The following is a 13,462-nucleotide window of genomic DNA, read 5'->3' on the forward strand; positions in this document are numbered from 1 at the left end:
TATTTCAACTGGATTTGGCAGCATAGTCGTTTCAAAACCACGGCTGCTGAACGAGCGGGATTAGCGACTAGGGCATGGACTTGGCATGACATTGCTACCTATCCCACATTAATTTGATTCACTACCCTTTTTTGCCACTATTAAAGCTGTAAACTGTCCTCTTATTTCCGTGTCGCTCAAGTCGCTAAAATATGCTTTTCGAGTGGGGTTAGCAATGACGGGAGTTGGAGGATGAGTGCTGCCTTGGTTAGAGAGTCGTGGGCAGTGTCAACTCTACAGACTACTTACAACTAAACCTATAACCAAAAGGCAACCCCTTCGTTTTGAGCTACAGAGCGTTCCGTAACATACTGATAAAGAGCAGAATCTAAAGCAATTTTCTTATGCAGAAGCCCGCCTCCAAATTCTTCAAACACTTTCTTGAACAGAATTTGAGCAGATTTATTTAGATATGTAAGAGGATAAGCACCTGCAAGCTTAAGTTGCTCTAATCCAATACCTTGACAGAGCATTTTCTCTATAATATATATAGGGCTGCCGACAATCTTATCTTCTTCTCTTGTTAAGCTCACATTTTTTTGTTGTTTAAAATCAATTAAAAATCCATATATTCTTCGAATATCTGATTGCAAAGCTTGAGTCTGGGAGAGAGAGTATAAATGTATCGTAGAAAATTGAGAGTTTTTCTGCCTCTCATAAAATTCACTCCATGGGTATGCACAACTACCTTTTAAGATATTCAAAAACGCTTTCAAGCGATAAATTTCTGAAAGGGACTTTAAATCTTTCTTTGTCAATGATTGATGGAGATCAGGAAAGTCCGGATGTCGTTTCAGCTCAATAAAGCAATCCTGAATGAAATTTAGACACTGGTTATTGGGAAACCAATATTTAACTTCTTGAATGAAAGTCTCAGTTTCCTGATCGTCAACCAATATTCTGTTTAGAGTAATATTATCTCCTCCAAAGAAATAATTACTTAACCATTTAATATAAAAATCTTCAATATTTTCATCCAAAGTTCTCCAAACCAATTCTCGATTAATTAGCTGTTGACCACTGCTGCTAATTGAAACTACGCCATGCTCTAACCAATAAAAAATCTGCGACATTGCACGATCTAGAGGATCTCGCAAAATAGAAAATGTATAACATTCAGCATCTATTTTTGACTTCAAATATGATTCAATCCACTTCACAGGTAAATGTCCATAAATGAAGCGAATTTTCTTCAATTGATCGGAGTCCATTCTTAATAGCTGATTAAAAGCTTGACTAAAATTATGAGTGTAGTTGGCATTTAAGCAATTTTCTTTTCCAAAAAAATTTACCAATTGACTATTGATTGTTGTTCCAGCGCACTTGGGTATATGGCTATGAATTAAGATCGGGATATTTTTCATGATTTTACCTTGGTTTTCAACAATCGGAATTCACTCAATTAAACCATTAAGATACATGAACTAATTAAGTCTACTAATGATTTTCTTGACAAGGAAGATCTTGTTCGATAATTTTGGAATTATTCTCCAAAGCTATTCAAAACGAGACAATTTGAAAAATTCAGAACTCTAAAAGATATTTCAACAATAGTTTAGATATCTGGAAGTTGTCAATCTCTTAGTTGTTGATGATACAGCGTAAAAAACATCGAGATTTTTAGTTTTTGCAAGAACCCGAGTTATGGAGGAATTTTTTACGCGAGAAAGAATGGTTTTCATTGCAAATTCAACACTCTTGACTGTAGGTCAATAGAACGCCTGATCTAAAAAGATTAACTGATCTAGTTTGATGCTGTTAGGAAAATTTTTCTTGCTAAGCTCATTAGGCTTTATCCAATGAGTTTAGGAAGAAAAACAAATCTTGGTAGTGCCGTAGTTCAGTAATGATGAGCTAGTGAAAGTCTTGCAGTGTAAGCGATCAGTTATGGGAAGTCATCATTTTACAAAAACTACCCAAATTCTTAAAACAAGGTCGTCTTTTATGTTTTTCGAGAAATGCCAATTTTAAATTACTATCATAATAAGTCACAAAAGTCAAGAAAATGTCATTGATTTAACAAGGTAGCCTTTTGAGGCTGATGTAAGAGCTTGAGCTGATAATGCAATTTAGTAATGATAAGCCAGTGAAGGTTTTGCAGTATAAGCTATTTTTTGCTAAAAATCATTACCTCACAAAATTTGTCAAATTTGGTTGGCTTTAATAAAACCACGATTCCATCTGTATCGAGTTTTAACCAGACGATCGCCCGTAGCCCCGGCTCGTACTACATTCGACTGAGAGCAAATGCTGATCAGTTGAACTGTCATGTCACAACCGACGATCGAATCGATCCTTCAAGAAAATCGCACCTTTGCGCCGCCTGCGGATTTGGCGGCCAATGCCGAAATTAAAAGCCTGGACGACTATCAAGCCCTGTACGATCGCGCTGCCGCCGACCCCACCGCCTTTTGGGCAGAACTCGCTGAAAAAGAACTCAACTGGTTCCAAAAATGGGACACCGCCCTTGATTGGCAGCCCCCCGTTGCCAAATGGTTTGGCGGCGGGAAAATCAATATTTCCCATAACTGTCTTGATCGCCACTTAACCACCTGGCGGAAAAACAAAGCCGCTCTAATTTGGGAAGGCGAACCCGGCGACTCGCGCACCCTCACCTATGCCCAACTGCATCGGGAAGTTTGCCAGTTTGCCAACGTCTTGAAATCCCTCGGCGCGCAAAAAGGCGACATCATTGGCATCTACATGCCGATGATCCCGGAAGCGGCGATCGCCATGTTGGCCTGTGCCCGGATTGGCGCGGCCCACAGCGTCGTGTTTGGTGGGTTCAGCGCCGAAGCCCTGCGCGATCGCCTCAACGATGCCAAGGCCAAACTGGTGATCACCGCCGACGGGGGCTTCCGCAAAGATACCGCCGTGCCCCTGAAAGTGCAGGTCGATCGCGCCCTCGACAACAACGCCGCCCCCAGCGTCGAAAATGTGCTGGTCGTGAAGCGCACGGGCCAAGACGTTCACATGGAGCCGGGCCGCGACCATTGGTGGCACGACCTGCAACAAAACGCCAGCGCCGATTGCCCCGCCGAGCCGATGGACAGCGAAGACCTGCTGTTTGTGCTCTACACCTCCGGCAGCACCGGCAAACCCAAGGGAGTTGTCCACACCACAGCGGGCTACAACCTCTACACCCACATGACGTTCAAATGGACGTTCGACATCAAAGAAACCGATGTCTATTGGTGTACCGCCGATGTGGGCTGGATTACGGGCCACAGCTACATCGTCTACGGCCCCCTGTCGAACGGCGCAACAACGCTGATGTATGAAGGCGCGCCCCGATCGTCCAATCCCGGCTGCTTCTGGGATGTGATCGAAAAATACGGCGTAACGATTTTCTACACCGCCCCCACCGCGATCCGCGCCTTCATCAAAATGGGCGAGCACCTGCCCAAGGCCCGCAACCTCAGTTCCCTACGGCTGTTGGGAACCGTCGGCGAACCGATTAACCCGGAAGCTTGGATGTGGTACTACCGGGTGATTGGCGGCGAGCGCTGCCCGATCGTCGATACCTGGTGGCAAACCGAAACCGGCGGATTCATGATCACGCCGCTGCCGGGCGCAATTCCCACCAAGCCCGGTTCCGCCTCCAAGCCCTTCCCTGGCATTTTGGCGGATGTGGTGGATCTCGATGGCAACCCGGTAGGCGACAACGAGGGTGGCTACCTGGTCGTGAAGCATCCCTGGCCGAGCATGATGCGGACGGTGTTTGGCGATGACCAACGGTTCCGCAGCACCTACTGGGAGCACATCGCGCCCAAGGACGGCCAGCATTTCTACTTTGCGGGGGATGGCGCGCGCCGCGATGCCGATGGCTACTACTGGATCATGGGCCGCGTCGATGACGTGGTGAACGTGTCGGGCCACCGGCTGGGGACGATGGAGGTGGAGTCGGCGCTGGTGTCGCACCCGGCGGTGGCGGAGGCGGCCGTGGTGGGCAAGCCGGACGACCTGAAGGGCGAAGACATTGTGGCCTTTGTCACCCTGGAAGGGACGGCGACGGCTAGCGAGGAGCTGATCAAGGAACTGAAACAGCACGTGGTGAAGGAAATCGGGGCGATCGCCCGGCCCGGTGAAATTCGCTTCACGGATGCGCTGCCGAAGACCCGATCGGGCAAAATCATGCGTCGTTTGTTGCGATCGCTCGCCTCGGGTCAAGAGGTTTCTGGGGACACTTCCACCCTCGAAGATCGCTCCGTGCTCGACAAACTCCGCGAAGGATCGTAATTGCTAGACTATGGGCAGGATAGAGAGTCTATCTATCTTGCCCATAGTGCTAACCACACTCCATAACATTAAATTAATCAGAGAAATCTATGTCAACTCATCCAACGATACTTTCTAGCGACACAATTACGGTGGGAGAAACTTCGCTTCCAGTCTATCAATTTTCACAAACTGACCATGCATTTCCTTTAAGCATTATTTTACGGTTTTTGGCGCTTGAAAATCACCATCTCTCACCGAAACTAAAATTTTTGGTTGCAATTAACACACAAACGAAATTACCTGAAAAATTCATCATTATTGATGAAAATTTTGTGAATTTTTTGATTGAATTATCCCAAAAAAAACATCATGTTCAGGCGACAGCCATGTTGCAGAGCCTTGCAATGTCTGGGCTAGAACTTTGTCTACAGCATCAAAATGGTTCTGTAGATGAAAATCGAAATTTGTTAACCTCTGATTCTGAATTACAAGTACGGTCTGCGTACCAAATTTCAGACCCTAGCAGATTTAGTATTGAACTCAAATTGGATCCTAGCTTAGTACCTGATGCTGAATCACTCCATGCAGATCGTCTTCAGGAAATCAAAACACGAAATCAAGAACTCTTGAATTTACTCGATGAGTGGAATAACAACCCTGATCATGAATTAGATCGCACCTGGGACGAAGTAATGGCAAATTTATGAGATTTTTGCTTTGTCATGCCAATCTATTATTCTTAATTTAATGAAATGAAAATCATTAATAAGCTTGCTCTTGATACAAATATTTTAGGTCAATTACTAAACCCTAGTCCTACAAAATTCATTGAATTGAAAGCATGGTTTCGGGCAATATTGCTCTCTGATGCTGAAGTTTTTCTACCAGGAATTGTTGACTATGAAATGCGGCGATCTTTAGAATTACAGCGCCTTAAAGATCCAAACTATCGAGGAGTTGAGCGATTAAACCGATTTTTACAATCAGTTCGATACTTACCCATCACAATTACTGATCTGAATCTCGCAGCAACTCTTTGGGCCGAAGCGCGCTACCGGGGCCAAAAAACAGAAGGCGATCGTGACTTGGGCGGCGATCCCATTTTGGCGGCTCAGGTTCGATCGCTCTTTTCACCCTGGGTCAATGTGGTTTTGGTCACTGAAAATCGCAAGCACCTAACACGCTATGGCATTGATGCTCGATCGTTCCAAGAAATCCTATTCCCAGGAATGGAATCATGAGCGATCGCCCCATACTTGAGCACTCAGAAAAATCCTGAATTGTCTAGCTGCGATGAGCTGTGATCCTCTGAACTTACCTGAAATTCAAAAAAGGATCCTGGCCTTCACGCTGAATCAGGTTTGATGGAAGCGGCTTTCAGTTGCTTTTGGAGTTCATCAATCTGTTTTTGCTGCTCACGCAGCAGGTGCAGAATTTCGCTCAACTCTGCCTCGCGTAGAAGATTAATTTTGTCATGCAGCAGCTCAATTTCCAGCTCTGATTTCAGATTCACTTCATGATCATGCTTAGCCTCTTGGCGATCAATTTCATTTTGCCGATTTTGGCTCATCATGATGATTGGTGCTGTGTATGCTGCTTGGAATGACAACATCAAATTCAGCAAAATGAATGGATAGGAATCCCAATGGATAGTCTTGTTGCTGACATTGCAAAAAATCCAGAAACCTAAACAAATGGACTGGATGATGACAAATTTCCAAGAGCCAACCGTTGAAGCCACCAAGTCAGCAAGATGCGAACCCAAATCCGCTTTTTCTTTGGGTGGGTTCTCAGCGGGATTGCGTTCCCGTAGGCGCTGAATCAGCCGATATTGCTCGGGGGTAATATTGGCGCGGCTGGGGCGACGAGGATAGCCGGGAGAATTGACGGGCATAACGCGATCTCGTGGGAGAAAGTTAGCACTAGGATATGGAGGCTCAAGGGGTTGTGGCTAAAAAGAGCCGCAGCGAAAGGGGGGAGTCTCTGGTATTCACACCACTGTTGCACCACTCCCGCCGAATCGCTCTCGGTTGGTTAACAGCAGTAAACTCAACCCAATGTTTCTCTATGCCGGTTGCCCAACACCCGTGAAAGTTCCTCTTCCGTCCCCCCTCGCCTCGATCGCCCGGTTGTTTCAACAGCCCAAGATGGCGGCTCTGCTGCTCTTGGGGTTTAGCTCGGGGTTGCCCTTGCTGTTAACCAGCCGTACCCTCCAGGCTTGGATGACGATGGAGCAGGTGAACCTGAGCGCGATCGGGGCCTTTAGCCTGGTGGGATTGCCCTACTCCCTCAAGTTTTTGTGGGCCCCCTTGCTCGATCGATTTGTGCCGCCGTTTTTTGGGCGGCGGCGGGGTTGGTTGGCCCTCAGCCAAGGGGCGATCGCCCTGGCCCTGTTGGCATTAGGGTTGCAAAATCCCCAGCAGGGGCTACAGGGGGTGGCGATCGCGGCGGTGTTGGTGGCCCTGCTCAGCGCCACCCAGGACATTGCCGCCGATGCCTATCGCACAGATGTGTTGACTCCTCGGGAAATGGGAGCCGGAGCGGCCATCTTCGTGTTGGGCTATCGCGGGGCGCTGCTCATTGCGGGCGGAGCAGCGCTGGTGCTGGCCGATCGCTTCACCTGGCCGGTTACCTACAGCATGATGGCGGTCTTGATGGCGGGCTGCATTCTGTTGAGTTGGCTGGCCCCAGAACCCACAGCCCCCCAACAACCACCCGCCAGCTTGTCGGAGGCCGTTTGGTTACCTTTTAAGGATTTCCTCGATCGCTACCATTGGCAGCGGGGCTTGGCCATTTTGGCCTTTATTGTGCTCTATCGCTTGGGCGATTCGATGGTGAACAACATGGCCCTGCCCTTTTTGTTGCAAACGGGCTTTAGCCAAACGGAAGTGGGCGCTATTCAAGGGGTGATGGGCTTGATTGCCACCATTGTCGGCTCCTTAACGGGCGGTGCAATTCTCAGTCAAATTGGCATTGGGCGATCGCTCTGGGTCTTTGGTGGATTACAAGCCCTGAGCAATGTTGCCTATTTAATTTTGGCTTGGGTGGGGAAAAATGCTACCGCCATGGTGTTAGCGATTAATGTGGAAAATTTCTGCGGTGGATTAGCAACAGCAGGATTTACGGCATTTTTGATGAGTCTTTGTAATGCTCGTTTTTCCGCCACCCAATATGCTTTGCTGTCCAGTTTGATGGCTGTGAGTCGTGATTTGTTTTCGGCTCCTTCCGGTGCTTTAGCCCAACAGTTGGGTTGGCCTGGCTTCTTTTTGCTCACGATCGGGGCGGCGCTGCCGGGGTTGGCATTGTTGCCCTGGTTTGCTCCTTGGCATCAATCGAATTCTCCATCGGAGCTTAACCAATAGAATCCAACCCCGGTCAACTTCAGCCTGAATGATTGGGCAGCCTTCCGCTAGGGCACGGTGCTGGCCAGGCGATCGACCAAATTCGCCACATAATCTAGCGCTTGGGAAATGGTTGCCGGGTCTTCCAAATCCACACCCACATAATGCTTAAGGGCGGCCATTTGGTTTTCGCTGCCCCCACTGGCCAGCAGTTGTAAATAGCCGGGTACAAAATCTCGGCCTCGCTGGCGATATTGTTGATAGCAAGCCAGGCTCACGATGTCCGAAGCGGCGTATTGATAGCAGTAAAAGGGCTTGAAGAAAATGTGACCAATTCGGGCCCAGTCGTATTGGTGCTCTGGCAGAATTTCAACCGCATCGCCACATAGATCTCGGTAGAGACTATCCCAAACTTCATTCAAAAATTCAGCATCAAATCGCCCCTTTTCGGCTCGATCGTGCAGGGCCAATTCCAAGCGGCTGATGGTGGTTTGTCGGAAGAGCAAACTCAATTGATCTTCTAGCTGGCGCGTAATTAAACTGCGCTGCATATTCGGATCGGAATGGCGATCGAGCAAATAGTCCAACAGCAGCAGTTCATTAAAGGTGGAAGCCACTTCCGCCAACACCAAAGGTGGATTGCTATTGAAATAGCGTTGATGATCGTCAATCCAGGCAAAGTGCAAGCCATGACCCATCTCATGGGCCAAGGTAAATAGAGAGCTGTAATCGTCGGTGTAGGACAAAAACAAATAGCTATGTTTGCCGTGGGTGTAGTTGCAAAATGCGCCGCCTCGTTTGCCCGGCCGCACGGCAGCATCAACCCAACGGTTTAGGAAAAACTCTTCGGCCCGGCGGGCATAGGTGGTGTCGAATTGTTCCAGGGCCGCCAGCAAGATTTGAGTGCCTTCTGAGAACGGGAGCGGGGCGATCGGTTCGGTGCTCCAGGGGGCATAAACATCACAGGTGCGAATGGCGGCTCCGGTGGCTTTTGCTTTGATGCGGTAATAGTTTTGCCAAATTTCGGTGCGATCGCGCGTGCCATTCATCACGGCCCAAAACACCCCTTCGGGCACTTCGTCGCTAATTAACTGTTTTTCCAGGGTCGATCGATAGCCGCGCATTTGGTTCTCGATCGCGTGATCCTGGGCGATCGTGCTCAGGATGTAGGCATAGAGGGTGTTGTGCTGTTGGCTGACGACTCGCACCGAGTGATAGGCCTGTTCGCGCACGGTGCGATCGCCCTGAAACAACAGAGCCGAAAGTTCGGCTTCCGTGGTGGCGGTTTTGCCATCGGCCGTGGTGACGGGGGTGTAGGTCTGTTCGCCCAAGTGGATCGATCGCAACTGAATAAAGGCCTGCCGCCCAGTCAGGCTGTCTCGGTTGCGCGTTTGTTCCACCACTTCCGGCAACCGAAACGGCGCAAATCGCCCCACGGATTCCAGGTAATGGGCATAAAGCCGCAGTTCTGGGGCCTGTCGCAACTCCGCCAAGTGGTCGGCACTCATGGCCTGAAGTTCCAAGTCAAAAAAGACCAGCTCGTTATTCACGGTGGTCAAGGCCGTTTGGATCCGATCGACCTCCCCTTGGGCGGTGGTGTCTCGGGTGTTGGCCGCAAAGGTGAGCGAGGGAAAGCTCCAAAGATAGCCCACCGCTTGGTAGATGCCTTCTAGTTCTTCCAAAGCCTGGGCCAACTCCTGCGCTGTCAGCGAGGCCACGCGATCGCGGTAAGTAATCCGAAAATTCTCTGCTCGATCGCTCACCCAGTGCAAATCAGCCTCATAGCGGGGATCATCAAATCCCTCGTATAAATCGGCTAAATTCCAGGTTAATGGGTCGTTCTTGTCGGTGGTTTGGGCCGTCCCGATCGCACTTGCTACCATAGCTCCAACCTTCGCCTCAACCTTGGGTTCACGCAGCAATTTCAGACAGTCACATTCAATTCAAGCCGGTTCAATCAAGCCCGTTCAAGCAAGACAGTTCAATCAGGCCGGTTCGAGTGAGCCAGCTCGATCGATTTGGCTTGATCAAGTCGGTTCGATCGTAAAACAATCCAGGGTACAGGAGTTGAACCTGTCTGAGGCGAATTATGAGTTCGCTGCCTAAACCGCTCGGCCAACCCTGGAAAATGTCGGAGACTCAATGCTCAGCGATAGGTTGTGGGGGCGGTCTATCGCTTTTGGAGAGTCGTGTGAGTTTACACTCGTCATTAATTTTGCCATTGGCCGCTAGTTTGGGCAATATTCTTGGATAGAGTTTGAATGGCTTGAGTGATCAGCCAGCCGCCATCTGTTCTGGATCTCTCAACCTCTCTCAAGTAATCTTCATCAACTGCCGTGAATCCCAGCGCTGGTTTGACCATTCTGTTGTTGTTATTGATGGCGGGCACGGGCATCGCCAGCACCTCCTGGGGCTACAACCTTGGACGGGAGGCGCTGAAGGGCATTGTGCAGCCGGACTTTCGCCCCACGGCGGACTCCTCAGGACGAGGCGGCAAGCGACCGGAACCGGCTCCCCTAAAACTGCTGAATGAGCAACAGTTGCTGGCCAAAACCAAGGCCATCACCCAAACGGCTCCCGTGGGCAATGCGCCGCCCAAGCCGGTGGATCCGGCCTTGACCCAAACTCAACCTCAGGCCAAGCCTTTGTCACAAACGGCGGTGGCCAAGTTGCCCATTTCGGCCAAGGCGGAAGGTGTGACCCTGACGGTGGTGGGAGCCAGCCGGGTGGGCGATTCGTTGGTGCTGGAGTTGACGCTGCGCAATCAGGGCGATCGGGCGGTGCAGTTTCTCTATAGCTTTTTGGAAATGGCGGACGATCGGGGCGATCCCCTGAGCGCGATCGTGGAAGATTTGCCCAGTGAGTTACCGGCCGACGGAGCCACCGTTCGGGGCAAGGCGATCGTGCCAACGGTGTTGCTGGATGGCGTGAAGTCGTTGCAACTGTCCCTGACCGATTATCCCGATCAGCAATTACAGCTTCAAATTCAGGGCATTCCCGTGCGTTAGGGCCGATCGCCCTTGGCCACAGCTCCATCAGCCATTGATTTCAAGATCGGATTGATAGATTTGATTGAGAAATTCCTTTTGAGAAATCCCTGCCAGCAAGATGGCCGAGTCTTGGTTTCTGAATAGAACCCAGCAAAATTCCGCAAAATCCAGCAAACTTAACCAGGATCAAGCAAACTCAATCAAACTCAATTAAACGGAATCTAGTAGCGGTGGATAGTCAAGGCTGGACGTTGAGCTTGTGGGTGCTGCTGTTGCCCATCACGCTGAATGCGTTCTTTGTGGCGGCAGAGTTTTCCATGGTGGCTGTGCGGCGATCGCGCATTGATCAACTCGTTGCGGGTGGGGATCCAGCGGCTCGCAGCGTCCAGTATTTGCAACAACATGTCGATCGGTTGCTGTCCACAACCCAGTTGGGGATCACCCTGGCGGCCCTCACCCTGGGTTGGTTGGGTCAGTCGGTTTTGGCCGCACCCTTGATCAGCGGCGCAATTCACTACTGGCCCGCTGCGGCCGATCGCCCCTTGGTGCAGGCGGTGGCCGTGGGAACCGCGTTCCTGTTGGTGGCCTATCTGCAAATCGTGTTTGGGGAATTGGGCCCCAAATCGATCGCCCTGCGTCATGCGGAACAGGTGGCCTTGGTGTTGGGGCCGCCCAGCGTCACGATCGGGCGATTTTTACAGCCGATCGTTTGGTTTTTGGAGCGCTCCACACGGTGGGTGTTGCGGGCCTTGGGGTTGCGGCCCAGCGATCGCCATTGGGCCAGCCCGATCGCCCTTTCGGAGTTGCAACAAATTGTTGGGAATTCCACAGAGTCCCCGGACTTGGAAGCCGATGAGCGCCGCCTGCTGCAAAATGTTCTGACCTTTCGAGCCGTGACGGCCCGGGATGTGATGATTCCCCGCACCCAGATGGTGGTGCTGGAGCAGTCGGATTCCGTGACGGATTTGCTGGCGGCCGTGGGCCAAACCGGCCACCTGCGTTACCCGGTGATGGGTGACTCGATCGATGACATTGTGGGAATGGTGCGGTTTAAAGATTTAGCCACGCCCCTGGCCGCTGGGGAATTGAGCCTGGATACGCCCCTGAGCGCTTGGATTCAGCCCGCCTGTTTTGTGCCGGAATTTGCCAATACGGCGGACTTGCTGCGATCGCTCCGGCGATCGGGACAACCCATGGCGATCGTGGTGGATGAATTTGGCAACACGGCGGGTTTGGTCACGCTCACTGATGTGGCGGAGGAAATTGTGGGGCCCCTGGCCGCCGACGACAGCTCGATCGAGGCGATCGACGAACAAACCGCCTGCGTGCCCGCCCAAATCACGATCGACGAGGTGAATGGCCGTCTGGGGCTAACCCTGCCGGAAGCCGACGATTACCAAACCTTGGCCGGGTTTGTGCTCTGCCACCTGCAACGAATTCCCCAAGTGGGCGAAAGCTTTCGTTACAACGGTTTGGAATTTGAAATTGAAGCGGCCAATGGGGCCCGACTCGATCGGATCCGCATTCGCCGCCTTCACTAGATCCTGACTAGATCCTTAAAAATCCTTCGTCAGTTCCTCAGATTCCCCACTGGAGAATCTTGAAGCCGTGACCCAAATCAGGCCCTAAACACCTACCAAGTGGTGGTGATAGGCTGCCCCAAGACCGGCCGCCATTTCAGCGGGGGTGATTTTGCCATCTCGGTTGGAATCTAGGGCATCAAAAACCGCATCGCTCCCAGCCCATTCTTCACGGGTAATGAAGCCATCCCCATCCAAGTCGTAAACATGGAAAATGTCATCGGCCGCATGGCTGAGGGCTTCTTGGCCTTCCAGTTGAGCCAGACGATTTTTTAACAGCAACTCCAGAGATTCCAGCGCTTTCGAGAAGCCTTCAATCCCCTCCGTGAGCTTTTCGGAAGCCATTGGATCGTCTTGGTGCATTTGATCGAAAACTTCGCGATTCATCTCGATTTTTTCGATCGGCTCTGCACCGGCCAAGTCAGGACTCAGCTTGCGCACTAGCTCGCCCTGATTGCTTTCCAGCTCGTCCAAAAGGGCCGGCGAAATCGTCAGCAAATCACAACCGGCCAGTTCCACAATTTCGCCCATGTTGCGGAAACTCGCCCCCATCACCTCCGTTTTGTGGCCGAAGGTTTTGTAGTAGTTGTAAATCCGCGTGACGGACAACACACCGGGATCCTCTGGGGCTGGAAACGAATCGCGACCGGTCTTTTTCTTGTACCAATCCAAAATTCGACCCACGAAGGGCGAAATGAGGGTCACGCCCGCCTCTGCACAGGCGATCGCCTGGTGCAACCCAAACAACAGGGTGAGATTACAGTGAATGCCTTCTTTTTCCAACACTTCGGCGGCGCGAATGCCTTCCCAAGTGGCGGCAATTTTGATCAGAATTCGATCGCGTGAAACACCGGCTTTTTCGTACTCCGAAATCAGATAGCGACCCTTGGCGATCGTTGCTTCCGTGTCATAGGACAGGCGCGCATCGACCTCCGTGGAGACCCGACCGGGAATAATTTGCAAAATCTTTTTACCAAAGGCCACTGCCAAGCGCTCAAAGGCCAGGGAGGCCACCTCCTCCGCGCTGGCTTGCTTGCCCTTTTCGGTGCGGGCCTCCAGCAGGGTTTGATCCACAATTTCCTGGTATTGCGGCATTTGGGCCGCAGCGGTGATCAATGAAGGGTTCGTTGTGGCATCGCGGGGCTTGAGTCGTTCGATCGCCTGAATGTCGCCGGTATCGGCCACCACGATCGTCATTGTGCGTAATTGTTCAAGCAAGGTCTGAGCCATGATCACTTCTCGCTGAGAGCGTTGCGAGTGTCCCGCCCTCTCGGTTGGGCCGGGAAATGTG

At 50.9% G+C, this 13,462-nt stretch carries 10 protein-coding genes, 1 tRNA gene and 1 pseudogene; 7 read left to right on the forward strand and 5 right to left on the reverse strand.

All coding sequences use genetic code 11. The annotated features are described in order from the left end of the window. Positions 1-117 (forward strand): annotated as a pseudogene (locus tag H6G52_RS17080) (IS1 family transposase); the annotation flags it as partial. A gap of 179 nt (positions 118-296) precedes the next feature. Here H6G52_RS17080 and H6G52_RS17085 read toward each other — a convergent pair. Next, positions 297-1,403: a sulfotransferase family 2 domain-containing protein gene (locus tag H6G52_RS17085; protein WP_190529907.1), complete on the reverse strand. Its 1,107-nt coding sequence runs from the start codon at positions 1,401-1,403 to the stop codon at positions 297-299. Between the two features lie 904 nt (positions 1,404-2,307). Between H6G52_RS17085 and acs the strand changes: the two genes are divergently transcribed. The 3 genes from acs to H6G52_RS17100 all read left to right on the forward strand — a co-directional run bounded on the left by acs (position 2,308) and on the right by H6G52_RS17100 (position 5,501). After that, positions 2,308-4,278, forward strand: coding sequence for an acetate--CoA ligase (acs, locus tag H6G52_RS17090; protein ID WP_190529908.1), 1,971 nt, complete (start codon positions 2,308-2,310; stop codon positions 4,276-4,278). 89 nt (positions 4,279-4,367) lie between these two features. Continuing rightward, positions 4,368-4,967: a hypothetical protein gene (locus H6G52_RS17095; RefSeq protein ID WP_190529910.1), complete on the forward strand. Its 600-nt coding sequence runs from the start codon at positions 4,368-4,370 to the stop codon at positions 4,965-4,967. A 45-nt stretch (positions 4,968-5,012) separates the two neighbouring features. Beyond that, positions 5,013-5,501, forward strand: a complete 489-nt coding sequence (locus H6G52_RS17100) for a type II toxin-antitoxin system VapC family toxin (protein WP_190529912.1) — start codon at positions 5,013-5,015, stop codon at positions 5,499-5,501. 104 nt (positions 5,502-5,605) lie between these two features. On the opposite strand, the gene H6G52_RS17105 is transcribed toward H6G52_RS17100, so the two are convergent. After that, on the reverse strand, positions 5,606-6,154 hold the full coding sequence (locus tag H6G52_RS17105; protein ID WP_190529914.1) for a DUF1003 domain-containing protein: 549 nt from the start codon (positions 6,152-6,154) through the stop codon (positions 5,606-5,608). 163 nt (positions 6,155-6,317) lie between these two features. Between H6G52_RS17105 and H6G52_RS17110 the strand changes: the two genes are divergently transcribed. After that, positions 6,318-7,622: an AmpG family muropeptide MFS transporter gene (locus H6G52_RS17110; protein WP_370567060.1), complete on the forward strand. Its 1,305-nt coding sequence runs from the start codon at positions 6,318-6,320 to the stop codon at positions 7,620-7,622. Positions 7,623-7,669: 47 nt separating this feature from the next. Here the strand turns inward: H6G52_RS17110 and H6G52_RS17115 are convergent, their stop codons facing one another. Continuing rightward, on the reverse strand, positions 7,670-9,484 hold the full coding sequence (locus tag H6G52_RS17115; RefSeq protein WP_190529916.1) for a M3 family oligoendopeptidase: 1,815 nt from the start codon (positions 9,482-9,484) through the stop codon (positions 7,670-7,672). A 169-nt stretch (positions 9,485-9,653) separates the two neighbouring features. Next, positions 9,654-9,726, reverse strand: a tRNA-Ile gene (locus tag H6G52_RS17120). 211 nt (positions 9,727-9,937) lie between these two features. Here H6G52_RS17120 and H6G52_RS17125 point away from each other — a divergent pair. Then, a complete protein-coding gene (locus H6G52_RS17125; protein ID WP_099534138.1) occupies positions 9,938-10,609 on the forward strand; it encodes a hypothetical protein in 672 nt (223 codons plus the stop codon). A gap of 212 nt (positions 10,610-10,821) precedes the next feature. Continuing rightward, positions 10,822-12,132: a hemolysin family protein gene (locus tag H6G52_RS17130; protein WP_190529918.1), complete on the forward strand. Its 1,311-nt coding sequence runs from the start codon at positions 10,822-10,824 to the stop codon at positions 12,130-12,132. A gap of 84 nt (positions 12,133-12,216) precedes the next feature. Here H6G52_RS17130 and H6G52_RS17135 read toward each other — a convergent pair whose 3' ends face one another. Beyond that, positions 12,217-13,401 carry a transaldolase gene (locus tag H6G52_RS17135; RefSeq protein WP_099534136.1) on the reverse strand — a complete coding sequence of 395 codons (1,185 nt, stop codon included), beginning with the start codon at positions 13,399-13,401 and terminating at the stop codon, positions 12,217-12,219. Positions 13,402-13,462 lie beyond the last annotated feature (61 nt).

The sequence above is a fragment of the Limnothrix sp. FACHB-881 genome (assembly GCF_014698135.1).
Taxonomy (GTDB): domain Bacteria; phylum Cyanobacteriota; class Cyanobacteriia; order CACIAM-69d; family CACIAM-69d; genus CACIAM-69d.

What these genes read in the sequence shown, in the direction of transcription:
- H6G52_RS17110 (WP_370567060.1), top strand. Translation starts at nt 6,318, where the DNA reads ATGTTTCTCTATGCCGGTTGCCCAACACCCGTGAAAGTTCCTCTTCCG.
- H6G52_RS17115 (WP_190529916.1), bottom strand. Translation starts at nt 9,484, where the DNA reads ATGGTAGCAAGTGCGATCGGGACGGCCCAAACCACCGACAAGAACGAC.
- H6G52_RS17105 (WP_190529914.1), bottom strand. Translation starts at nt 6,154, where the DNA reads ATGCCCGTCAATTCTCCCGGCTATCCTCGTCGCCCCAGCCGCGCCAAT.
- H6G52_RS17135 (WP_099534136.1), bottom strand. Translation starts at nt 13,401, where the DNA reads ATGGCTCAGACCTTGCTTGAACAATTACGCACAATGACGATCGTGGTG.
- H6G52_RS17100 (WP_190529912.1), top strand. Translation starts at nt 5,013, where the DNA reads ATGAAAATCATTAATAAGCTTGCTCTTGATACAAATATTTTAGGTCAA.
- acs (WP_190529908.1), top strand. Translation starts at nt 2,308, where the DNA reads ATGTCACAACCGACGATCGAATCGATCCTTCAAGAAAATCGCACCTTT.
- H6G52_RS17085 (WP_190529907.1), bottom strand. Translation starts at nt 1,403, where the DNA reads ATGAAAAATATCCCGATCTTAATTCATAGCCATATACCCAAGTGCGCT.
- H6G52_RS17095 (WP_190529910.1), top strand. Translation starts at nt 4,368, where the DNA reads ATGTCAACTCATCCAACGATACTTTCTAGCGACACAATTACGGTGGGA.